Source organism: Pseudomonas sp. FG1, from assembly GCF_034313875.1.
Lineage (GTDB): Bacteria > Pseudomonadota > Gammaproteobacteria > Pseudomonadales > Pseudomonadaceae > Aquipseudomonas > Aquipseudomonas veronii.
The window spans coordinates 3579961-3602061 of sequence record NZ_JAVIWP010000001.1 but is presented as its reverse complement, the minus strand read 5'-3'; the positions used below and the strand labels follow the sequence as shown (position 1 = coordinate 3602061).

Sequence of the window (22101 nt, the reverse complement as noted above, 5' to 3'; positions counted from 1 at the left end):
CGGGCTCAGTGCAGCCCGTCGAGACCTTGCACATCCGCCGCCTGCAAACCGCCGAGCCGTGCATGCAGGCGTCCGCGCGTGGCGAAGGCCCAGATCACAACGATCTCGTCCGGCGAAGGACCGTCACCGAACATCAGCGACATGCTGTCGTAATGGGAGCGCACATACAGCGCATCCTTGTGGGCCAATGGCACATCGATGGTCGAACCCGGACCGCCACGTTTGCCGGTGGACGGCACCCACGACTTGCCACCGCCCAGCGCGACGCGGATCGGATCGGCGGCAGGGTTGGTCAGGAACGCGTTGCCGTGCTCGTACTCGCCCGCGCTGCCCACCAGGATCGCCTTGCCGTAGCTGACAATCTCGTGCTCGCCGGCCAGTGCGTTGATGCGCCGGCCGAACTCTTCACCCAGCAACGGCGAGTCGTCCACCAATGCATCCAGCGTCTGGCTGAAGCGGCCGGCATAGGGGTTGGCAATCACTGCGGCGATGGCGTACTTGTACACAGGTTCGCCATCGGCCAACTGGCCGGTTTCGTTGGCCAGGGTTTCTTCAATGAAGCTGTACCATTTGCGGATGTGATAGCTGGCGAAATTCGCGGTTTTCATCAGAGTTGCCTCTATTCAAAGTGGGTCGAGTTTAAAGTTCCGGCTCGGCGCGCCGGCGGCCTTGAAGCGGGCCTTGCCAAGTGCATCGTCGTGCTCGGTCTCGAGAAAGAATTCCATGCGATTACAATCCGGATCGTGGAAATACACGCCATGGCCGATTTCGTGATCGGTGATTTTCACCACCTCGACGCCTTTGCTCAGCAACATGCCGTAGAGCTGGCGCAGGGTGGTCATGTCGCCGGCGATTTCCAATCCGTAGTGCTGCAACCCCAACCCGCCCTGATGGGCGCCGGGTTCGGCACGAATCAACGCAATGTCGTGGTGCTTGGTGCCAAACGCCATCATCACCCAGCTCTCGCCACGGGCACTTTCGTGCATACCCAGGATGTCGGCGTACCAACGTGCTGACACATCTGGATCACTCACCCATAGCGATAAGTGAGTACGAAGGACTTCGACTTTCATCGCGCACTACCTCAGTTTTTCTTGACGATGGATTGATGCCCCGCCTTGATCTGCGCCACGGCGGGGGTCCACAGCACGTCAGCGATCTCACTGAATTCGCGCCACTGCTTCTGCCAGCCGTCACCGCCGTTCTCGGAGGTGAACAAATGGCCGTACTTGGTACCCGCGACGATTTGCCGAGGGTTCGCCGGGTTGAAAGCGATAGCCCACACACAGGAATTGGGCTGTTGCGGCAGCGGCAACACCTGCCAACTGAGCGCGGCATCATGGGAGACCAGGATCTTGCTGGTGGTGCCCGGCGTGCCGTCGGAGATGCTCAGGTACAGCGTATCCTGCGTGCCCAATGGCGCACTCATGGCGCGCGCGTAATACAGGCCAAACGCTTCGCGGGCGACGATGCCGGTCCAGGTCAGCCCTTCATCGAGGCTGCGGTAAACCGCATTGACGCAAACCACCACGATGACTTTCTCACCGTGATTGGGCAGGACCAGGATGTTGTGAATGTCCGAGTTGAAGTCCCACAGCAGCCGATCATCGACGCGCATCCAGCTTTCGCCGCCGTTACGCGAATGGAACAGCCCGCCCTCCTCGAGGCCGAACCACACCTGGTTGCGGTCGGTGGGGTCGTAGGCGAAGGCCAGCAACCGTGGACGACTGACGCCGTCACAGAACTCCGGGATTTCCACCGGCGCGCGATCCCAGCTCAGGCCGCCGTCCAGGGTGCGCCACAGCTCGGCGCGCGAAGGCGCACCGGTGCCGACGAATATCCGCAGAGCATCCTGCGGGTCGACCGCCACCTTCCATACGGTCTGCCCGTTGAACGGCGTGTCGACCTGCAGCCAATGGCCGCCGGTGTCGTGGCTGACGCACAAACCAATGTCGGTGCCGGCATAAATCACGTCCGGCGTGCCGGGGTGAAAGCTCAGCGAACGGGTGATCGCATCGAACTCCAGATCCTGCCCGAGGCCGAGACGATGCCAACTGCGGCCGTCGTCGGCGCTACGGATCACGGCCTGGCCGACGGTGGCGACTAATAGGGTTCCGTTACTCATCGCAGTTACTCCTCAGATGAAGATGCCACGGGTCAGGCCGCCGTCGATGCCGATGGATTCACCGGTCACCGCGCCAGCCTTGGGGGACGCCAGGAAGCCGATCAGCCAACCCATTTCAATGGGCGCCAGCGTGCGGCGAATCGGCGTTGCGTCGATGTAGCCCTGCTCGACCTGCTCCGGGGTCTTGCCCTGCTTGATCCCTTCGCGCTCGTACAGCTCGCGGATGTGCGGGGTGTCGACCACGCCCGGGTGGATCAGGTTGACCGTGATGCCGAACGCACCCAACTGGTCGGAGAGGGTTTTGGTCATGTGCGCGATCGCCAGGTTGCGCATCCCCGAGAGGACTTTGCTGCTGCGCCCGGTGAGGCCGCCGATGTTGATGATGCGACCGAAACCGCCCGCCTTCATGTGCGGGGTCACGGCCTTGGCACAGCGGAAGTAGCCGATCACTTTGGTGTTGAGGTCCGACAGCAACTCGTCGTCGCCGGCATGCTCGATGTCATTGCGCACCACGCCCGACGGCGCCGCGGCACCGTTGACCAGGATGTCGATGCGGCCGAAGTGCTTGTGCGCGGCGGCGACCATTTCCGACACGGCCGACATATCGTTGGTGTCGCAGAACAGCGGCAGTACTTCGTTGCCGGTCTGCGCGCTGATCTCTTCGGCGGCCAGCTGGAGAAACGCCATGCGCCGCGCACAGATCACCACCTTGCAGCCTTCTTCGGACAGAAAGCGCGCAACTTCCTTGCCGATGCCCATGCCACCTCCGGTGACGATTGCCACGCGGCCTTTCAATTCCAGATCCATAGCAGTTCCTCTTGTGATTATTCTGTTCAGCCGAGATCGACAAACACACTTTTGGTCTCGGTGTAGGCGTCGATAACGTTCTTGCCCATTTCCCGGCCCCAGCCGGATTGCTTGTAGCCGCCGAACGGCGAAGCCGCATCGACCACGTTCCAACAGTTGATCCACACCGAACCGGCCTGGAGCTGCGCCGCCAGGCGGTGCGCCGAGCGCAAGTCGCGGGTCCACAGGCCGGCGGCCAGGCCATAGGGCGAGTCGTTGGCGCGCAACACCAGGTCATCGACGTCGGTCCAGCTCATGACGGTGAGCACCGGGCCGAAGATCTCTTCGCGGGCCACGCAGGCACGCTCGGCACGGTCGAGGAACACGCTCGGCTGGATGAAGTGCCCGCGTTCCAGGTGCTCGGGGCGGCCGCCGCCGCAAATCAGTTCGGCGCCCTCCTCCTGGCCGCGCTGCAGGTAGCCCTTGACCGTATCCAGCTGCCGCGCGGACACCAGCGGGCCCATGCTGTTGGCCGGGTCCAGGCCGTTGCCGAGGACATGGGCAGCAGCGTGGCGCTGCAATTCTTCGAGCACCTGATCCAGCACGCTGGCGTGTACGTACAGACGCGATGCCGCCGTACACACCTGGCCCTGGTTGTAGAAAATCCCATCGGCGGCGCCCTTGGCGGCGCGCACGATGTCGGCGTCGGGCAAGATGATGTTCGGTGATTTGCCGCCCAGCTCCAGCGAGACCTTCTTCATGTTGCCGGTGGCCGCCTGGGCGATCAGCCGCCCGACCTGGGTCGAGCCGGTGAAGGCGATCTTGTCCACGTCAGGATGCTGCGCCAGCGGTGCGCCGGTCTCGGCGCCCAGGCCGGTGATCAGGTTGACCACACCCGGCGGGAAGCCCGCCGCCTCGATCAACTGCACCAGCCGGATCGCCACCAGCGGCGTCTGCTCGGCGGGCTTGAGCACCGCCACACAGCCGGTGGCCAGCGCCGGGCCGAGCTTCCACACGCACATGTTCAGCGGGAAGTTCCACGGCACGATCAAGGCGCAGACGCCCACCGGCTCGCGCAACGTGTAGTTGAGCATCGGTGCGCCACTGGCCGGCGACACCGGCAGCGTGCTGCCTTCGATCTTGGTCGGCCAACCGGCGAAGTAACGAAGGATGCTGGCCGCGCTGGCCGCCTCGCCGCGTGCGTTGGCAATCGGCTTGCCGTTTTCCAGGGTGATCAGCTGCGCCAGCTCTTCGCGGTGCTGGTCGAGCAAGTCCGCCAGGCGAAACAGCAACACGCCGCGCTGGGCCGGTGACTGCTGCGCCCAAGCCCCCGTGAATGCGGCGCGGGCGGCGGCTACGGCCGCATCCACATCGCGCTCGTCGCTGCGCGCGACTTCCGTGAGTGTTTCTTCGGTGGCCGGGTTTTCCACCGCGAACCGGCGACCGCTGGCCGCGTCTTGCCAGGTACCGCCGATGAACAGACGGCCGGGTTGAGACAGGAACGCCTGGACGGCGGGTAACACGTCAAGCTGATTCATCATCGACTCCTTCACAGTGCCATTTCGATCAGGCAAGGGCCCGCATCGGCGGCGGCATTGGCCAGCGCCCGTTGCAGTTCGGCATTGGTGTGTACGGTACGGGCCGGCACGCCGTAGCCGGTGGCCAGGGCTTTCCAGTCGATCCGCGGACGGTCCAGCACGGTCAGGCTGAGGGCTTGCGGGTCGAGTTCGGTCATGCCGAAACGGCGCAGTTCGTTCTGCAGGATCGCGTAGCGGTGGTTGGCGGCGATCAGGATCACCACCGGCAATTGCTCGCGGGCGATGCTCCACAGGGTTTGAATGGTGTACTGCGCGCTGCCGTCCGATTGCAGGCAAAACACCCGGGTACCGGGCTCCGCCAGCGCGGCGCCGAACCCGACCGGAATGCCCTGGCCAATCGCGCCGCCGGTGTTGGTCAGCACACGGTGCCGCGCCGCGCTGGCGGAGGCGGTGAAAAACGGATAGCCGCAGGTGCCCCCTTCGACCGAGACAATGCAGTCGTCCGGCAGCGCTGCGGCCAACACTTGGCCGACCGACTGCGGCGTCAACGCGGCCTCGCCTGGCGGCAGCTCGATCCCCCGCGGGGTCGGCACATAAGCCGGTGCATTCAGCGCGTCGGCCAGCGCGGTCAACGCCCCGGCCACGTCGTCGCCGACTTCGGCCAGCGACAGCAAGCGCTCACGCTCGGCCAGCCGCGACGGAATGCCTTCGTAGCCGAAGTAACTGATGGGTTCCGGGACACCGGCGCACACCACCTTGTCGTACTGCTCGAGGATCTCGATGGCCACTTCCGGGAAGTACGGCAGGCGGTCCAGGTCCGGCAGACCGCCGCCCCGGTAGCTGAGCCGGGGAAAGGTTTCGGCGAACAGCCGCACGCCGGGCAATTGCGCCAGCCGCCCTGCCGCTTCCAGGCCGGCAACCGACAAGCCTTGATCACCGACGATGAAGACCAGCCGCTGACCATCACGCAAGGCCTGCGCCACCGCTTCGATACGGTCGCCGGCAAAGCGGCGGATCGGCGCCTGCATCCGCGTGAACACACCGTTGTGCGTCACCGCGGCGGCTTGCAGGTCCATCGGCAGGATCAGGCTGGCGATCTGGCCCTTGGCTTGCCAGGCGGCACGCACGGCTTCCTGCAGGTCCTCACCGATCGCCGAGGCGGTGCGCGACGTGCGAACCCAGCCGGACACGGTGCCGGCCAGGGCCTGGATATCGCTGGCCAGGGGCGGGTCGTAGTTGACGTGCCATGAGGCGTGGTCACCGATCACATTGACGATAGGCGTGTTGGCGCGCCGCGCGTTGTGCAGGTTGGCGATGCCATTGGCAAACCCCGGGCCCAGGTGAGTCAGCGTCATCGCGGGCTTGCCGGCGACGCGGCCGTAACCGTCCGCTGCTCCGGTACAGACGCCTTCGAACAACGACAACACCGGCTTGAGGGCGGGCGCGCTGGCCATGGCCGCCACCAGCGGGATCTCCGTGGTTCCCGGGTTGGCGAAGCAGTACTCGATACCGCTTGCCGCTGCCGCATTCACTATCAGTTGCGCACCATTCATTATCAGCCCTCTCGCTTGAGCATTTTCTTTGATGAGATTTATCACATACAAAATCACATCAAACAAGCTGTTTTTTACCATTTGTCTCTACTTATGAGATAAATGCCAATTAATCGGTTATGAAAAGTGCGGCGACGATTGCTTTTTCGCTTAACTGCGATAGTGTGGCGTGACGGCCCCCCATCGGGTCGGCCGTCTTTTCAGCGCGGGCGGGCGTGCCTATAGTGCTCACCCGCGTGCCATCCCCTTTTCTAGGAACGAAATGAGCAGTCTGAGCAAGTTGTTGAGTGTCCTGGACCTGTTCGGTCCGCAGACGTTGAAGATCGATCCGGACACCATCGCCGAGCGCATGGGCCTGTCGCGCGCCACCGTGTATCGCTACGTCAAGGACCTGTGTGACGCCGGCCTGCTGACCCGCGTGGATGCCGGCAGCTACGGCCTGGGGCCGCGCGTGATCGAACTGGACTGGATGATGCGCCAGTACGACCCCATCCTCCTCACCGGGCGCGAGCTGATGCACGAACTGTCCGCCCAGACCGGCCTGGCCGTGTTCGCCAGCGTTTTTTATGACGGGCGCATCATCAACACCTACATCGCCGAACCCAGCGACACCTACCACTTCTCCTTTGGCCGCGGACACCCGCTGCCGTTTTTTCGCGGCGCGCAATCCAAGGTGCTGATCGCCTTTCAGAAAGGTCGACGCTTGCAACGCCTGTTCGAAGAACACATGGCCAACGACCCGGACAGCCCATACGACTGGGCCAGCTTCTCCAAGGCGGCGAAAAAGATCCGCAAGGACGGCTACTGCCTGACCCACGACGAACTCAACCTGGGCCTGACCGGCATCGCCGCGCCCATCATCCGGCCGGATATGGACGAGGTGGTCGGCAGTCTGTCCGCCGTCGGCAGCAGCCAGAGCTTCAAGCTGCTGCGTCAGGAAACCGTGATCGAAATGGTGATGGACACCACACGGCGAATTGCCGAAAACATGCGCAACCCACCGAGCGCCCCCGCGCCCTGAGGGTCAGGAACGCGACGGCCGTCAACCTCAGAACGGCACGGCGACCGTGAGTTGGCTGTACAGGTTGGTGCCATTGCCGACCGTCTGGTTGCCGCCGCTGGTGGAGTCCTGCTTCGGCTTGTAGAGGCCGATCAGCGGCGTGACGATCAGGTGCGGGTTGACGGCCCACTCGACGTAGACGTCCAGCTCCCGCGCATCGAGGTTCAGCGCATTGCTTTTGCGCAGCGTATCGAAGTCGAAGTACAGCGCGCCGACCGTCAGGTTCTCCAATGGCGTTGCCTTGAGACCGACGTGATGGATACCGGTGTTGCTGTTGAACGGGCCGGCATAGTTGGAGGCCACCTCGCCCTGGAACCAGGTGCCGTAACCCGTGCTGAGCCCGGTAAACAGCGAATCCCACTTCTGCGAATAACGGGTATAGCGATAGGTGACTTTCGGCGCCCAGGCGATGTCGGCAAAGGTGTAGCCGGCTTCGCCGTACCAGGCTTTTTCAGGCCCGGTGTCTTTGTCCTGCCAGGCATACTCGAATGCCAGGCTGACGTTCGGCAGCCCGGCATCGCCTTCGCCGCGCACGCTGTAGACATTCATGCCTTTGCGCTGGCGCTGAAAATCACTGGCCCAGCGCTCGTTCACATCGATGCCATGCACCCAGGTCAACCCCAGGGTGCCAGGCTTGGCGGTGTAATCCAGGGTGCCGGCGGCCAGTTCGGTTTCAGCCTGGGCGCGGTTGTCGGACTTGAGCCACAACACGCTGCCATGCACGCCATCCTGCCCGCCCAGGCGCAGGACCGCGGTTTGATCGAAGGCATGCCGCGCCGCCAGGTAAAAGGCCCCGCCACGGTTCAGCGCACCATCCGCCGGGCCCTTGCCCAGGTTCGGCCCATCGTCGTTGATCAGGAAACCACGACCGAGCTTGACCACCTGGCGCCCACCGGAAATATCCACACCGTCCTTGCCCAGTGCCGGAAACAGGTCGCCGGAACGCCAGCCGAGGTAAGCGTCTTCAATTTTCGTGGTGCGTTCGGTGCCGAGGGTATTGCCGGCCGGATCACCGTCGCCCCAGGTCGCGGAACTGACCAGCGAGAACGCGCCATAAGCCGTGCCTTTGCCCGCCAGGGCCTGGTCGCCGCTCAAGCCGTATTTGATGAAACCTTCGCGCCAGGTCGAACCGCCCGGGGTGCCGTTATAGTTTTTGCGACTGTTGAACTGACCGAATACGGCGGTCATATCGGCGTTGAGATGTCGGCTCTCGTCGCTGTAAATCTCATAGGCCTGGGCCTGGCCGACGGCGCAAAGCGCCAATGTGGCAGCCAGGGTGCCGCGGCGAAAGGGAGGGGATGGATACCGCATGGTTGAAACTCCTTGAGGTGCGCCTTCAAAGGCTGTCTTAGGTATTCGCATAACACTGGCGCAGCCGCGCTGCGCCAGGCTCGCAAGGGCTAGCCGCAAGCGGCGAGCGCGGTGTCCAGCGCCGCGACGATCAATTCGGCCTCCGCGCCCGTGAGGGTCAGCGGTGGCGACAGAACGATTTTGTTGCCGATCGGCCGCACCAGCACCCCGGCGCGACGCGCTTCGTCAGCGATCCGCAAAGGCTGCCCGGCCGCCGGGTTCAGCGGTTCGCGGGTGGCTTTGTCCGTCACCAGGTCCAAGGCAATCATCAGGCCCTTGCCGCGCACTTCACCGACCACGGCGTAACGCTCGGTCAGTGCTTGCAGCTGTTCGAGCAATTGCCCGCCGACCTTGGCGGCGTTGCCCGGCAGGTCCTCGGCTTCGACGATATCCAGCACCGCCAGGGCGGCCGCGCAGGCGGTCGGATGCCCGCTGTAGGTGTAGCCGTGCATGATCACGTTGCTGAAGCCTTCGCCGTGCTCAATCGCGTCGACGATGCGCTGATTGAACAGCGTTGCGCCCAGCGGGATATAACCGGCGGTGATGCCTTTGGCCAGGCACAGCATGTCCGGCGCGACACCCCAGCCGCGGCTGCCGAGCATGCAGCCCGAGCGACCGAAACCGGTGACCACTTCGTCGGCGATCAACAGAATGCCGTGGCGGTCGCACACCTCACGCAGGCGCTTCCAGTAGTCGTCCGGCGGCACGATCACGCCACCGGCGCCTTGCACCGGTTCCGCGATCAACGCGGCGATGGTCTGCGCGCCCAGCAAGGCGATCTGATCTTCAAGCTGGCGAATGCAGTGTGCGGTCAGCGCTTGCGGGTCCCGGCAGTCCCAAGGGTTGCGATACAACCATGGGGTGTCGAGCAAATGGCATCCGGCCAACAACGGCCCGTGGTTGTAGTGATAAACCCCATTGCCGCCCACTGACGTGCCACCCATGTGTACGCCGTGATAACCGTTGCGCAGGGACAAAAAGCGCGTGCGCCCCGGCTCGCCGCTGGCGATCCAGTACTGGCGGGCCATTTTCAGCGCAGTCTCCACCGCATCGGAGCCACCGGAACTGAACAGCACGCGCGTCATCTGCTCCTGGGCGAACATCGACGTCAGCCGCTCGGCCAGGTCGAACACCCGCGGATGGGCAATGCCGTCGAAGGTCTGGTAATACGCCAGTTCATCCAGCTGCGCGGCAATCGCGGCCTTGACCGACGCACGGTTGTGCCCGATGTTGACGTTCCACAGGCCGCCCACGCCGTCGAGCATGCGCTGGCCGTCGATATCGGTGATGTAATTGCCGTCGCCACGGGCAATGATCAAGGTCTTCGCGCGATGCGCCGGGGCGCTGGAACTCATTGGGTGCCAGAATTTCTTCTGTGCGGTTTTATATTTTTCGTACATGGTTCAGGCCCTTATTCAGCGTCACGCTTGTGGACAAACAGCAACTGTTGCCCGGTGAATTCGAGCAGGCCCTCAAGGCCGAACTCGACACCGAACCCGGACATCTTGCTGCCGCCGAACGGCGTGTTCGGCTGGATGCGGGCATGGCAGTTGACCCATGCCACGCCGCTTTCCAGACGGCTGGCCAACGCCGTCGCCTGTTCGACGTCCGGCCCCCAGACCGAGCCGCCCAAGCCCATGTCGCCCGCATTCGCGCGACGCAGCACGTCTTCCACATCCTGATAGGCGATCAACGGCAACACCGGGCCAAACTGCTCCTCGTCGACCAGCCGCTGGCCGTCGGTGACATCGGCGACCAGCGTCGGCGGGTAAAAGAACCCCGGATGGTCCAGGCGCGCACCGCCGCACAAAATACGGGCGCCGTGCTGCCGCGCATCGTCGACCAGGGCCTCGACCAGTTGCAGTTGCTCGAGGTTCTGCACCGGGCCAAACGTGACCCCAGGCTCCAGGCCATCACCGACCACCTGCCGTTCGGCGATGCGGGTCAGCGCCTCGGCAAACGCTTGGTATTGGGATTCATGAATGTACAAACGCTTGAGGGCGGCGCACGTCTGCCCCATGTTGAGGAAGGCCGCCTGGAAAATCTCTTCGGCGACTTCATCGACCGGCGTTCCAGGCAGCACGATCGCGGCATCGTTACCGCCCAGCTCGAGGGTCAGTCGCTTGAGGTTGTTGGCGGCGCCGCGCATCACGCTTTGCCCGGTGGCGGTCGAGCCGGTGAAGACAATCTTCTGAATCCCCGTGTGGGCGGTGATCGCACTGCCGAAACCTTGCTCACCGGTCACGCAATTGATCACACCGCGGGGCACATGCCGAGCGATGATTTCCACCAGGCGCAAGGTGCTCAATGGCGTCAGGCTCGAGGGTTTGCTGATCACGCAATTGCCGGCGCGCAATGCCGGCATGATGTGCCATATAGCGATCATGAACGGCCAGTTCCACGGCGTGATCGAAGCCACCACGCCCAGCGGCTTGCGGTGCAACTCGACACGCTGGGTGGGGGTTTCTTCCACCAGTTCCACCGCGATCTCTTGCCCGGCGGCATAGCGGGTCCAGGCGGCACCGCCCATGACTTCGGAGAATGCCAGCTCCAGCGGTTTACCTTGCTCGAGAACGATCAGCCGGGCCAGTGCCTCGGCGTCCCGCTCAATGTCTTCGGCGATCGCCAGCAGGCGCTCGCAACGCAGCGCGTGAGTGCTGTGCCGCCACGTCTTGAAGGCCGCCTGGGCAGCCGCCACCGCCTGGTCCAGTTGCGCCAGGGAACCGGCCGGGCACTGTGCGAATGCGGTGCCGGTGGCTGGATTGATCACGTCAAACTGCCCGTTTTCACCGGCAACCTGAACCCCGTTGATCAGCATCGTGTAATGGTGCATGTGCAATTTTCCTTTAACGCAGGCACGCCTTGTCGGACACCGACAAGCGCACAGTTCGCAGTAGAGTTGTACCGGGTTGATGCCTTAGAGCTTGTGGCTACCCAATGCCAGGAACCGCTGTGGCGATACCTTGCGCAGTCGCGCGGCGAGAAAGATGCCGCCCAGCAGGGCCAAGGGAATGACGGCGCACAGGCTGTACGACAACAGCTTGCTGGCGCCCGTGAGCACATCGAAGTGCGCCACTGCCAGGATCAGCACCATCAGCAATGCCAGGCAGGACAACCCCGGCAGAATACGCCCGCGCAAAGCGCCGACCTTGAGCTCGGGATGCCGGTGAAAATACACACACACCGCGACCGAGGTCATCGCCATCAGCAAAATGACGCACAGGGTGGCCAGGTTGGAGAACCAGGCGAACAGTTGCAGGATCGGGTCCGCATCCATGGCGGCGAAGATCAGCACCACCACCGCAGCGATCAGGCTCTGCAATGCCGAACCCATATGCGGGCTCTGATGCACGCGGTGGGTGGTGCCCAGCAGACTGTGCAGCAAACCGTCACGCCCGATCGCGTAGAAGTAGCGCGCGGCGGCGTTATGGAACGCCAGCAGCCCGGCGTAGATACTGACCATGAACAGCACGCGGATAATCTGGGTCAGGTGAGGACCGACAAAGTGATCGGACATGCCGTAGATAAAGGTCGTGGGGTCCTGCAATGCTTGCAGCATCGGCACGATCTTGTCGGTGCCCACACCGACCACCATCGCCCAGACCGACAGCGCATAGAAACCACCGATCAGCAGCACCGAGCTGTAGGTGGCAATCGGAATGGTGCGTTGCGGGTTCTTCGCTTCTTCGCCGTAGATCGTGGTGGCCTCGAAGCCGATGAACGCGGCGAAGCAGAACAGCAGGCCGATCGACGGGGTGCCGCTGAACACGTGCTGGCTGCTGAACGAGTCGAGATTGATACCGCTGTCGCCACCGGTCCTGAGAATCGCGAAGTCGAGGGTAAGGATTGCCAGGTACTCGGCGATCACCACGACTGACAAGACCCGCGCGGACAGATCAATCTTGCGATAACCGAGGACCGCAATACTGGCCATCGCCATCAGCGAATAAGACCACCAGGGCATCACCAGGCCAAACACGCTCTCCATGGTGCCGCTGACCACGCCACCGAACATGCCATACAGGGCGATCTGGAGAATGTTATAGGCAAACATCGCCAACACCGCCGCCGCGCCGCCGGCCAAACCGCCCAAGCCGCGCGAGGTGAAGGCATAGAAACCACCGGCGTTGGTCAGGTGGCGGGACATGGTGGTGTAACCCACCGAGAACGCCAATAGCACCAGCAACGCCAGGATCAGCAATGCCGGGGTGCCGGCGCCGTTACCCAGCATGATACCAATCGGAAAACCGCCGGCGATGACACTGAGAGGGCTCGCCGCCGAAATCACGAAGAAGATGATGAAGCCGACGCCCAAGGCGCCTCGCTTCAACTCCGTGGAGCTGTTGACCTGAATAGATACACTCATGTTATTGACCTTATTGTATGAGGCAGTCGCTGTGGGGTGGCTCCGATCAAGGCTCTATCGGCACCGGGTAGCGCTTTTATTTTTTGGCTTGCACGCTGTATTCGATCCTATGCCCCCCTACAAACCCCTCGCTATCCCAAATCGGTAGCATCGCCTGCATCGCCCCAAAACAGTTCAGCGTCCAGCACCGTTCCCCGCCGATTTGGGATAACCCCCCGGATGTTCATCCCTGCACTCTAGGGTCGCCGTGCTATGCCCGGATGTCGGCTAGCAACAATAAGAAACGACGGCGCCCACCAGGCTATTACAGCCCATAGAGCGCTCACGCGCAGGAACCCCCAGCCATGCCTTTTGCTCACCTGACTATTCAATGGCGCATCACACTCCTGAGCGGGCTGTGCCTGCTGGCCGTTGTCGCCGCATTGACCGGCGCCTCGCTGTACCAGAATCAACAAAGTGCAAAACTGCTCAAGGCACGCAGCACTCAGTTGCTGGCGCAAGCGGCCACGGAGCACTTGCAGGCCCAGGCGGTTGCCCACGGTCAGCAGGTCGCGCGGTTTTTCAATGAGACGGCGCTGTATGGCGAAGGCTTCGCGCAACAGGTCCTGCAACTGCGCGAACAAACCCTCAATGGCCGCCTCTCGGCGACACAACTGCGCGAGACACTGGTGAACATTACTCGCCAGACACTGCTCAAGCGCGACAAAGTGCTCGGCCTGTACGTGGTGTTGCTGCCCGATGCGCTGGCAGGTGCCGACGCGCAGTTCACCGCGCAACGTGCGTTGGCAGGCAACGAAACAGGCCGGTTCGCGCTGTATTGGTCGCAGAGCCAACCGGGGCAATTGGTCCAGGAAGTACTCACTGAGCCGCAAATCACCGCCAACCATGCGCCGGCGGGCAGTGAGCCGGAAAACGCCTGGTACGTCTGCCCGCAGGCCCAGGGCCGCACCTGTGTGGTGGCGCCCTATGAAAGCGAGGTGGAGGGCCGCAAAGTCCTGATGAGCAGCATTTCGATTCCACTGATCGCCAACGGCACGACGATCGGCGTGGTCGGCATGGACATCGGCCTCGATACCCTGCAGAAACTCGCGGCCAACCTGCGCCAGGATCTGTATCAGGGCGCCAGCGCAGTCAGCATAGTCGCGAACTCGGGCCAGGTGGCCGGGCGCAGTGGCGAGGTCTCGGGCGCCAGCATCGACATCAGCCAGGCCGTCCAGACCGTGGCGGGCAGCCCACCGTGGACGTTGCAGCTGAAGGTGCCGCAAGCCGTGGCGCAGGCCCCCGTTCGGCAGATGCAGAGCGAACTGGATGCCCAACGCCGCCAGGCCAATTGGCTCAACCTGGGCCTCGGTTTGCTCGCCAGTTGCCTGGGCATGCTGCTGATTTGGCTGGCGGCCTACGGCGTGACGCGCCCGCTGCTGAAGGTGGCCAGCCTGCTTGATGCGATTGTCGACGGCGACGGTGATCTCACCCAACGCCTGCCGGTGGCTCGCCACGATGAGCTGGGCGCACTGAGCAACGGTTTCAACCGTTTCCTGGACAAATTGCAGCCGATCATCCGCGACATCCAATCCGCCTCGCGGGACACGCGCACCAGTGCCGACACGTCCTCGGGCATTGCCCGGGAGGTCAGCGCAGGCATGCAGCGCCAGTACCGTGAAGTGGAACTGGCGGCGACCGCGCTGCATGAAATGAGCGCCAGTGCCCAGGAAGTGGCGCGCCACTCGCACTCTGCCGCCGACGCCGCGAGCGCCGCGGAAAGCGCGAGCCGTTCCGGTCAGGCCGTCTTCGCCAGCGCCGTACACAACATCGAACACCTCGACCAGCGCCTGGACGCCACACTCAAGCAGGTACACGCCCTCGCCGACAGCAGCAGCCAGATCAGCCAGGTGCTGGACGTGATCTGCACCCTCGCTCAACAGACCAACCTGCTGGCCTTGAATGCAGCCATCGAAGCGGCCAGAGCGGGCGAACAAGGGCGCGGTTTTGCGGTGGTAGCCGATGAAGTCAGGCACCTGGCCAGCAACACCCAGAGCTCGGTCGAACAGGTGCGCAACGTGATCGAGAGGTTGCAACAGCTGAGCCAGGAGGTGGTACACAGCACTCAACTGAGTCGCGAACAAGCCGGCAGCAGCGTGATCCAGGTGCAACAGACGCGTGCGGCGCTGCAGAACATCTCCCAGGCCGTGGACGTGATCGAGCAGATGAACCAGCAGATCGCCAGCGCTGCCCTGGAACAAAGCACCGTCGTGGACGATATCAGCCAGCGTGTCAGTGACATCCGAGGCATCAGCGAAACACTCACCACGCGCATGAACGAGGCCTCCAGGGCCAGTGACTCACTGCATGAAATGGCCAACCATCAACAGAACCTGGTGGGCCATTTCCGTGTGTGAGGGGCAATGCAGCGCAACTGAGCTACAGTGGCCGGCCTTCGACACTTTACACATAGAGCCTTGCCCATGACCGCTTCGCGACGCTGGTTGATCCTGGCCATTATTTCCAGTGCATTGCTGCTCATCGTGATTGACATGACCGTGCTGTACACCGCGTTGCCGACACTGACGCGCGAGCTTGGTGCGACAGCGTCGCAGAAACTGTGGATCATCAATATCTATGCGCTGATCGCCGCCGGGCTGTTGCTGGGCATGGGCACGCTCGGCGACCGCCTGGGGCATAAACGGCTATTTATCGGGGGCTTGAGTGTATTTGGGCTGTGCTCGCTGATCGCGGCCTTCTCGCCTTCGGCCGGCGTATTGATCGGCGCGCGGGGGTTCCTGGCGGTCGGCGCGGCGATGATGATGCCCGCCACATTGGCCCTGGTCCGGTTGACGTTCACCGACGAGCGCGAACAGGCCATGGCGTTCGGGATCTGGGCCTCGGTGGCCTCGGGGGGCGCGGCGTTCGGGCCGGTGGTGGGTGGCCTGTTGCTGGAGCATTTCTGGTGGGGCTCGGTGTTTCTGATCAACGTGCCGATTGTGCTGCTGGCGTTGCTCGTCGGCGTGCTGTTGATCCCCGACCACCCGGGAAACCCCGAACGACGTTGGGATTGGCTGGGTTCGCTGCAGGTGATGATCGGCTTGATCAGCATGGCGTATGCCGTCAAGGAGCTCGGCAAACGGGTGCCCTCCTTCGACGCCATGCTGGTGGCGGTGGTCCTGGGCACGCTGTTTCTCACGCTGTTCATTCGGCGCCAACGACGTGCCGCGCAGCCGATGCTCGATCTGTCGTTGTTCACCACATCCGGGTTCCGAAATGCGGTGATTGCGGCCGTGGTGTCAGCCGCCGCATTTATCGGCATGGAGCTGGTGTTCAGCCAACGCTTGCAACTGGTGCTGGGCATGTCGCCGCTGGAAGCGGCACTGTTCATTCTGCCGCTGCCGCTGGGTTCCTTTGTCGCCGGCCCGCTTGCCGGCTACTACCTGCCGCGCCTGGGCAACCAGCGCATGCTGTTCTGGACATTGCTGCTTTCATCCGCCGCGATGCTGGCCTATGTGTTTCTGTACCAAGCCGCGGTGCCCCTGCAAATCGTCAGCCTGGCGCTGCTGGGCCTGACAATGGGCGCGGCACTGACCGCGGCGTCCAGCACTATCATGCTCAGCGTGCCCGCCGATAAGGCCGGCATGGCCGCGTCCCTCGAGGAAGTCTCCTTTGAACTGGGCGGTGCGGCGGGCGTGACGATTGCGGGCAGCCTGTTATCAGCGATCTATGCGTACTCGGCAGGGCGGGTGATTCCGTCATGGCTGACGCAAAACCCCGTGACATTCGAGAGCCTCGACGACGCGCTGAACGTCGCCGGGACGTTATCACCCGAGGGCGCCGCCATGCTGACGGCGTTCGCCCGTTCGGCGTTTGATACAGGTTTCGTTGCCGTGCTGGTGACGATGACAGTCCTGTTGTTGATTGCGGCGCTGCTGGTGAAGCGGAGCCTGCCAGCAGCGGCGATCGTTACGGATGATCTGGCTTAGCAGGCGCCTTGGCGTTATGCCCGCGCGCCCGCCCGCAGGATCGACGGTTCCTCCCCGCGATACAACGCCTCGACCTGGGACGCGCGCCACTGCAAGACCGCGCGCTGGTTGATCGAGCCCTTGTCGGTGATCTCGCCACGGTCGATGGACGCCGGTTCATCGAGCAGTACCAACCACTCCAGGCGACTGGCATTGCCCGTCGCGTCGCGATTGAGGCGTTGCAACCAGTCGCCAAACCACTGGCGCACGGCAGCGCTGGTCAGCACCTCGGCGTCGCTGGCGGCGGTGCCCAGCCCCGCCAGTCGGCGGCATTCGTACAGCCTTGGAAACACCAGAATGCCCAGGCATTCGCGGTCGGGCGCGGCGATCACCACGTCCTGCACATAGGGCGCCCCCTCCAGGACCGCACGGTTGCGCAACGGCCCCACGCTGACAAACACCCCGGACGACAGTTTGAAATCCTCGGCGATGCGTCCGTCGAACATCAGGCCCAGGTGCGGGTTGTTTGGGTCGGCAAGTTTGAGCGCGTCGCCCGAGCAGTAGAACCCCTGGTCGTCGAATACCGCGGCGGTCTGCTGCGCCGCTCGCCAGTACCCCGGCATGATGTGGGGGCCGCGAAAGCGCCCCTCGAGCTTGCCGTCCACCGGCACCAGACGCACCTCGCAGCCGGGCGCGGGCAAGCCGATATACCCGGCCACGGACAACGGCCCGGTGGTAAAGGTGCAGGATGGCGCGGCTTCGGTCATGCCCAGCCCGGCCATCATCCGAATGCGTTCGCCGCAATGCTGCTCGGCCACCCGGTCGAGCCGGTCCCAGACCCGCTGCGACAGGCCCGCGGCGGCGAAGAAAAACAATTTCATCCGGGCAAAAAAGCACTCACGCAAGGCGGCGTCCTGCTCCAGGGCATTGACCAGTTCTTCCCACCCCTTGGGCACGGTCAAGTAGGCCGTGGGCGAGATGTCCTTGAGATTGCGCAGCGTTTCGGCAAAGCCCTGCACCGTGGGCTTGCCGTCGTCCAGGTAAAACGTGCCGCCGTTATAGAGCACGATACCGACGTTATGACTGCCGCCGAAGGTGTGGTTCCACGGCAGCCAGTCCACCAGCACCGGCGGCTCTTCGCCAAGCACCGGGAAGGTTTGCAAGAGCATCTGCTGGTTGGCGCAGAGCATGCGCTGGGTGGTGATCACCGCCTTGGGCAATTGGGTGGAACCGGACGTGAAGAGAAACTTGGCAATGCTGTCGGGGCCGGTGGCCGCGAAGGCCCGCTCGGCCTCGGCGCCGCCCGCGACCTGCAACAAACTGGCGAAACTCACCTGGGCGCGCCCCGCCACTTGGCCACGCACGCTGATCAACGGGGTCTCGGCGGGCAGCACCGCATCGATCGCGCGCTGGTAAGCCAGTGCGTCGCTGACAAAGACCAGGCCGGGTTGCAACAGGTCGCAGACATGCCGCAGTTTGGCGAAGTCCTGGGACAGCAGCGCATACGCCGGCGACACCGGGCAATAGGGAATACCGGCGTACATGGCGCCGAACGCCATCTGCAGGTGTTCGATGTCGTTGCCCGACAGCAGCACCAGCGGCTTCTCGGCCGACAGACCATAGCGAAGCAAACTCTGCGCAATGGCCCGCACACTGTCGAGCATCTGCGCATAACTGACGCGACGCCAACCGTCGCCGTCGCGGGCGGCGACGAAGGTCTGCTCCGGGCGTATCTGGGCCCAATGCAGCAGCCGGTCGAGCAACCGTTGCGGTAATTCGGCCAACGGTTCCAGCGAACGCATGTGCAGCACGCCGTGGTTTTCGATCACTTCCACCGGCGCATGGCTGATGGACACGGGGCGGTAACGCGGCGTGGGCCGTTCGGGTTGCGATCTGAATTCGGAACTCACGGGATGGTCCTCCAACAAGGCACGCCGACGGACACCCGTGGGTGTCATGTGGCGCCAGCCAGCGGCTGCGCCCTGATTATTGTTATGTGGGTCCGCCCTTGGGCGGCGCCTCAGATCGGGTAATGCCGTGGACCGTTCTGCAACGTGATCCAGCGCAGTTGCGTAAAGTGTTCGATCGCGGCCTTGCTGCCAAAACTCCCATAACCGCTGGACTTGACGCCGCCGAAGGGCATTTGCGCTTCATCGTGTACGGTCGGGCCGTTGATGTGGCAGATCCCCGACTCCACCCGCTGCGCCAGCGCACGCGCCGTGTCACGGCTGAAGATCGCCGCCGACAGGCCGCCAATCAACAGGGGCACGTCCAGCATGGTGATTCCTCTTTATTGTCTTTATCGGGAATACGTTCAAACCCTACACCGCCGACACCGCCGTGCGGCGCGGCCAAGGGCTGGCTTCAGCGTTTATACGTCTGCAGGCCAGGCTTGATGCTTTTGTCGTCGAGGAACTGCTTCATGCCCTGCTCGCGACCGCCTTCGGTATCGAGCAGGCGCGACTGGTCGAGCTTGGCGTACAGGTAGTCTTCGTTTTGCTCCCAGGTCAGCTCGCGGCATCGTTTGAAACCATGCTTGGCGGCACGCAGCACCACCGGGTTTTTCTCCAAAAGATTACGCGCCAGCTCGACAGTGACGTCACGCAGTTGCGCCAACGGCACGCTCTGGTTGACCAGGCCCATTTCGGCGGCCTTCTGCCCGCCAAACGTCTTGCCGGTCATGATGTAGTACAGCGACTGGCGATGGCCCACGGTGTCGGCCATGGCTTTGCTCACCAGGTTGCCCGGTGGAATGCCCCAGTTGATTTCCGACAACCCGAAGGTCGCTTCATCGGCACAGATCGCCAGGTCGCACGCCACCAAGGGGCTGAAACCGCCACCGAAGCACCAGCCGTTGACCATGGCGATGGTCGGTTTGGTGTACATGCGCAGCAACTTCCACTGCCATTGCGAGGCTTCGCGGCGGATTTTTTCCTGGAGGATTTCCGGGCCGGCGTCGATTTCGCGAAAGTATTCCTTGAGGTCCATACCCGCCGTCCAAGCCTCGCCCGCGCCCGTCAGCACCAGAACACCGGCGGCAGGGTCCTGCTCCAGGGTTTCCAGTACATCGATCATTTCCCGGTTCAGGGTCGGGCTCATGGCATTGCGTTTTTCCGGCCGATTGAGAATGACCCAGGCAATGCCCTCTTCGATTTCGACTTTGACCGTTGACCAGCGACCTTCGTAATTGCTCATGGCGATGCTCTCTTGTTCTTGGCTTGACGATGGTTAAAAGCTAAACCGACAAATTAGTTATATCAACTAACCATTAATGAAATTAACCTAATATTTTTCAGGTATTGGAAAGGCGTATTTGCACGATGTATTGAAACAGAGCGATGGCTATCGCCAGCCAATCTCGGAAAACTGCATAGCTTTATTAACCACTGCTCAAGGACCCGCCCTGCCATGGCCAAGTCTTCCCGGCTCACCGCCACCCCAGAACGCCCCGCCGCCAGCGGCGACAACCCGGCCCCACTGGACGCCGCGCTGGATGACTTGATCGGCTATGCGATGCGCCGCGCGCAATTGAAGCTGTTCCAGAACCTGATCGGCCGGTTGTCGGCTCACGACTTGCGGCCGGCACAGTTCTCGGCCCTGGCGATCATCAATCAAAACCCCGGGCTGATGCAGACCGACCTGGCCAGGGCGCTGGCCATCGAGCCACCGCAAGTGGTGCCGCTGCTCAATAAGCTGGAAAGCCGCGCGCTGGCGGTACGGGTGCGCTGCAAACCCGACAAGCGTTCCTACGGGATTTTCCTCAGCAAGGCCGGCGAAGCGCTGCTCAAGGAACTCACGCAAATCGCTGCCGAGAGCGACAAGGATGCCACCGCCGCCCTCGACAACCAGGAGCGCGACGAACTGCTCCGGCTGCTGAAAAAAAGCTACCGTGACTGAGCGCCCAGGCACGCATTCACCGATGCCATGCGCTGACGCCATGGCTGGGCGATCTCCAGTTGCGCCGCCAACGCCAACAACGTCGCATCCTCGCCAAAACGCCCGGCGAAATGCGCGCCCATGGGCAGCCCGCGCTCGCTCCAGTACAGCGGCACCGACATCGCCGGTTGCCCGCTGGCATTGAACAAGGCGGTAAACGGTGAATAACTGTGGAAGCGCTCGATCAGCTCATCCAGACCCAGGCTGTCATCCTGCAGATCCAGTTCACCGATCAGGGCTGGTTCCCGCGCCAGGGTCGGGCTGAGGATCACGTCGTAGTCGCACATGAACAGCGCCAGTTGACGGCCGAGGGCGTGAATCCATTCCACCGCCGCAGCGTATTGCGCGCCACTGACCTCCCCCTTGTCGCGCAGAATGATGCGCGTGCGCGCCTCCAGTTCCTCGGGCCGTACCGGAGCCCCGCGCAATTGGCCGAGGACGTCCACATAGTGACGCGTGCTCGCGCCGATGATGGTGAACACCTGGTCGAGAAACTCCGGCAACACCACCGGTAACTGCGCAAGTTCCACCCGATGCCCCAAGGATTCGCAAAGCTTGGCCGCCTGACGCACGGCATCCAGGCTTTGATTGGAGATCGGCCACGTGCCGACCCGCTCGACCAGCGCAATCCGTAAAGGCCGCGGCGCCTGTTGCAAGGCCCACGCATACGGGTGCGCTGAAATCGGCGCGGCGTAGGGTGCGCCCAGTTCGTGGCCGGCGGTGGCGTCCAGCAATGCCGCACTGTCACGCACCGACAGGGTGAGGCAATGATTGGTCGCCATCCCCGCCCAGCCCTCCCCGACCATCGGCCCCGACGGCAGCAGACCACGGCTGGGCTTGAGGCCGAACACGCCGCAACAGGACGCCGGCACGCGCAAGGAACCGCCGCCATCGTTGCCGTGTGCGAACGGCACAACGCGCGCCGCGACCAACGCCGCCGCCCCGCCGCTGGAACCGCCGGCACTGTGCTGGGTATTCCAGGGGTTTCGGGTGGCGCCAAAACGCATCGACTCGGTGGAATAGGAGGTGCCGAATTCCGGTGCCGTGGTGGTGCCGACGAACAGGCAACCGGCGCGGCGCAGGCGCGTGACCACCTCGGCGTCGAAGTCGACGCGGGCAGCCCCCAGCGCAAGCGAGCCGTTGGTCATTGCCGCACCCGCCACGGGCGCGAACAAATCTTTGATCAAGGTCGGCACCCCGGCGAACACCCCTTCCCCGGACGTGGGGGCGAGGGCGTCCTCGCGCGCCTGGTCGTACAGGCGTTCGGCGACGGCATTGAGGCGTGGCTCTACCTGCTCGATCCGCTCGATGACGGCCTCCACCAGTTCCACCGGTTGGACTTCGCCGCGCCTGACCCATGCGGCCAGACCGATAGCGTCTTCATTGTCGATTAACTGCTGAATGTCGCGCATACCCATTACTCCGGATGTATTTCAATGA

The 22101-nt window shown here is 63.4% G+C and carries 17 protein-coding genes and 2 pseudogenes; 5 read left to right on the top strand and 14 right to left on the bottom strand.

Annotated elements, in window-relative coordinates; translation table 11 throughout:
* Positions 1-5 precede the first annotated feature (5 nt).
* Genes RGV59_RS16720 through RGV59_RS16695 form a run of 6 tightly spaced genes read right to left on the bottom strand, consistent with a single transcriptional unit; the run spans position 6 to position 6002 of the window.
* The gene (locus RGV59_RS16720; protein ID WP_126585847.1) at positions 6-608 is read right to left on the bottom strand and encodes an amino acid synthesis family protein; all 603 of its coding nucleotides are present in this window, start codon (positions 606-608) and stop codon (positions 6-8) included.
* A gap of 15 nt (positions 609-623) precedes the next feature.
* Positions 624-1073 carry a VOC family protein gene (locus RGV59_RS16715; RefSeq protein ID WP_026140020.1) on the bottom strand — a complete coding sequence of 150 codons (450 nt, stop codon included), beginning with the start codon at positions 1071-1073 and terminating at the stop codon, positions 624-626.
* A gap of 11 nt (positions 1074-1084) precedes the next feature.
* Positions 1085-2125, bottom strand: coding sequence for a WD40/YVTN/BNR-like repeat-containing protein (locus RGV59_RS16710; protein WP_126585846.1), 1041 nt, complete (start codon positions 2123-2125; stop codon positions 1085-1087).
* 12 nt (positions 2126-2137) lie between these two features.
* Positions 2138-2932, bottom strand: coding sequence for an SDR family NAD(P)-dependent oxidoreductase (locus RGV59_RS16705; RefSeq protein WP_017846967.1), 795 nt, complete (start codon positions 2930-2932; stop codon positions 2138-2140).
* Between the two features lie 26 nt (positions 2933-2958).
* Complete coding sequence (locus RGV59_RS16700) at positions 2959-4449, bottom strand: aldehyde dehydrogenase family protein (RefSeq protein ID WP_017846966.1); 1491 nt, start codon at positions 4447-4449, stop codon at positions 2959-2961.
* An 11-nt stretch (positions 4450-4460) separates the two neighbouring features.
* Positions 4461-6002, bottom strand: a complete 1542-nt coding sequence (locus RGV59_RS16695; protein WP_057004878.1) for an acetolactate synthase large subunit — start codon at positions 6000-6002, stop codon at positions 4461-4463.
* Positions 6003-6264: 262 nt separating this feature from the next.
* Between RGV59_RS16695 and RGV59_RS16690 the strand changes: the two genes are divergently transcribed.
* Positions 6265-7023: an IclR family transcriptional regulator gene (locus tag RGV59_RS16690; protein ID WP_322247015.1), complete on the top strand. Its 759-nt coding sequence runs from the start codon at positions 6265-6267 to the stop codon at positions 7021-7023.
* 27 nt (positions 7024-7050) lie between these two features.
* Here RGV59_RS16690 and RGV59_RS16685 read toward each other — a convergent pair whose 3' ends face one another.
* From RGV59_RS16685 to RGV59_RS16670, 4 genes are all read right to left on the bottom strand, one after another.
* Positions 7051-8373 (bottom strand): hypothetical protein, encoded by a 1323-nt coding sequence (locus tag RGV59_RS16685; protein ID WP_185833588.1) that lies wholly within the window; start codon positions 8371-8373, stop codon positions 7051-7053.
* A gap of 89 nt (positions 8374-8462) precedes the next feature.
* Positions 8463-9812, bottom strand: a complete 1350-nt coding sequence (locus RGV59_RS16680) for an aminotransferase class III-fold pyridoxal phosphate-dependent enzyme (protein WP_126585845.1) — start codon at positions 9810-9812, stop codon at positions 8463-8465.
* Positions 9813-9823: 11 nt separating this feature from the next.
* Positions 9824-11245 (bottom strand): aldehyde dehydrogenase family protein, encoded by a 1422-nt coding sequence (locus RGV59_RS16675; protein WP_126585844.1) that lies wholly within the window; start codon positions 11243-11245, stop codon positions 9824-9826.
* Between the two features lie 84 nt (positions 11246-11329).
* The gene (locus RGV59_RS16670; protein WP_017846960.1) at positions 11330-12778 is read right to left on the bottom strand and encodes an APC family permease; all 1449 of its coding nucleotides are present in this window, start codon (positions 12776-12778) and stop codon (positions 11330-11332) included.
* A 344-nt stretch (positions 12779-13122) separates the two neighbouring features.
* Here RGV59_RS16670 and RGV59_RS31740 point away from each other — a divergent pair.
* The 3 genes and pseudogenes from RGV59_RS31740 to RGV59_RS16660 all read left to right on the top strand — a co-directional run.
* Positions 13123-14316, top strand: a pseudogene (locus RGV59_RS31740) (HAMP domain-containing protein); the annotation flags it as partial.
* A 102-nt stretch (positions 14317-14418) separates the two neighbouring features.
* Positions 14419-15174 (top strand): methyl-accepting chemotaxis protein, encoded by a 756-nt coding sequence (locus RGV59_RS31735; RefSeq protein WP_370737511.1) that lies wholly within the window; start codon positions 14419-14421, stop codon positions 15172-15174.
* 66 nt (positions 15175-15240) lie between these two features.
* Entirely contained in the window at positions 15241-16746 is a 1506-nt protein-coding gene (locus RGV59_RS16660; protein ID WP_126585843.1) for an MFS transporter, read from the top strand.
* A gap of 14 nt (positions 16747-16760) precedes the next feature.
* Here RGV59_RS16660 and RGV59_RS16655 read toward each other — a convergent pair whose 3' ends face one another.
* The 3 genes and pseudogenes from RGV59_RS16655 to RGV59_RS16645 all read right to left on the bottom strand — a co-directional run bounded on the left by RGV59_RS16655 (position 16761) and on the right by RGV59_RS16645 (position 19920).
* Positions 16761-18635: a feruloyl-CoA synthase gene (locus RGV59_RS16655; protein ID WP_126585842.1), complete on the bottom strand. Its 1875-nt coding sequence runs from the start codon at positions 18633-18635 to the stop codon at positions 16761-16763.
* Between the two features lie 110 nt (positions 18636-18745).
* Positions 18746-18976: pseudogene (locus RGV59_RS16650) on the bottom strand (aldehyde dehydrogenase family protein); the annotation flags it as partial.
* A gap of 113 nt (positions 18977-19089) precedes the next feature.
* The gene (locus RGV59_RS16645) at positions 19090-19920 is read right to left on the bottom strand and encodes a p-hydroxycinnamoyl CoA hydratase/lyase (protein WP_017846955.1); all 831 of its coding nucleotides are present in this window, start codon (positions 19918-19920) and stop codon (positions 19090-19092) included.
* Positions 19921-20133: 213 nt separating this feature from the next.
* On the opposite strand from RGV59_RS16645, the gene RGV59_RS16640 reads away from it, so the two are divergent.
* A complete protein-coding gene (locus tag RGV59_RS16640; RefSeq protein ID WP_126585840.1) occupies positions 20134-20622 on the top strand; it encodes a MarR family winged helix-turn-helix transcriptional regulator in 489 nt (162 codons plus the stop codon).
* Here the strand turns inward: RGV59_RS16640 and RGV59_RS16635 are convergent.
* Entirely contained in the window at positions 20610-22073 is a 1464-nt protein-coding gene (locus RGV59_RS16635) for an amidase (RefSeq protein WP_126585839.1), read from the bottom strand. The two genes, RGV59_RS16640 and RGV59_RS16635, sit on opposite strands and share 13 nt — an antisense overlap.
* Between the last annotated feature and the right edge of the window lie 28 nt (positions 22074-22101).

Bases quoted from the DNA above. Each gene is read 5' to 3' on its own strand.
- RGV59_RS16640 (WP_126585840.1), top strand. From the start codon at position 20,134: ATGGCCAAGTCTTCCCGGCTCACCGCCACCCCAGAACGCCCCGCCGCC.
- RGV59_RS16715 (WP_026140020.1), bottom strand. From the start codon at position 1,073: ATGAAAGTCGAAGTCCTTCGTACTCACTTATCGCTATGGGTGAGTGAT.
- RGV59_RS16705 (WP_017846967.1), bottom strand. From the start codon at position 2,932: ATGGATCTGGAATTGAAAGGCCGCGTGGCAATCGTCACCGGAGGTGGC.
- RGV59_RS16645 (WP_017846955.1), bottom strand. From the start codon at position 19,920: ATGAGCAATTACGAAGGTCGCTGGTCAACGGTCAAAGTCGAAATCGAA.
- RGV59_RS16720 (WP_126585847.1), bottom strand. From the start codon at position 608: ATGAAAACCGCGAATTTCGCCAGCTATCACATCCGCAAATGGTACAGC.
- RGV59_RS16710 (WP_126585846.1), bottom strand. From the start codon at position 2,125: ATGAGTAACGGAACCCTATTAGTCGCCACCGTCGGCCAGGCCGTGATC.
- RGV59_RS16700 (WP_017846966.1), bottom strand. From the start codon at position 4,449: ATGAATCAGCTTGACGTGTTACCCGCCGTCCAGGCGTTCCTGTCTCAA.
- RGV59_RS16685 (WP_185833588.1), bottom strand. From the start codon at position 8,373: ATGCGGTATCCATCCCCTCCCTTTCGCCGCGGCACCCTGGCTGCCACA.
- RGV59_RS16635 (WP_126585839.1), bottom strand. From the start codon at position 22,073: ATGCGCGACATTCAGCAGTTAATCGACAATGAAGACGCTATCGGTCTG.
- RGV59_RS16670 (WP_017846960.1), bottom strand. From the start codon at position 12,778: ATGAGTGTATCTATTCAGGTCAACAGCTCCACGGAGTTGAAGCGAGGC.
- RGV59_RS16675 (WP_126585844.1), bottom strand. From the start codon at position 11,245: ATGCACCATTACACGATGCTGATCAACGGGGTTCAGGTTGCCGGTGAA.
- RGV59_RS16680 (WP_126585845.1), bottom strand. From the start codon at position 9,812: ATGTACGAAAAATATAAAACCGCACAGAAGAAATTCTGGCACCCAATG.
- RGV59_RS31735 (WP_370737511.1), top strand. From the start codon at position 14,419: ATGCAGCGCCAGTACCGTGAAGTGGAACTGGCGGCGACCGCGCTGCAT.
- RGV59_RS16695 (WP_057004878.1), bottom strand. From the start codon at position 6,002: ATGAATGGTGCGCAACTGATAGTGAATGCGGCAGCGGCAAGCGGTATC.
- RGV59_RS16690 (WP_322247015.1), top strand. From the start codon at position 6,265: ATGAGCAGTCTGAGCAAGTTGTTGAGTGTCCTGGACCTGTTCGGTCCG.
- RGV59_RS16660 (WP_126585843.1), top strand. From the start codon at position 15,241: ATGACCGCTTCGCGACGCTGGTTGATCCTGGCCATTATTTCCAGTGCA.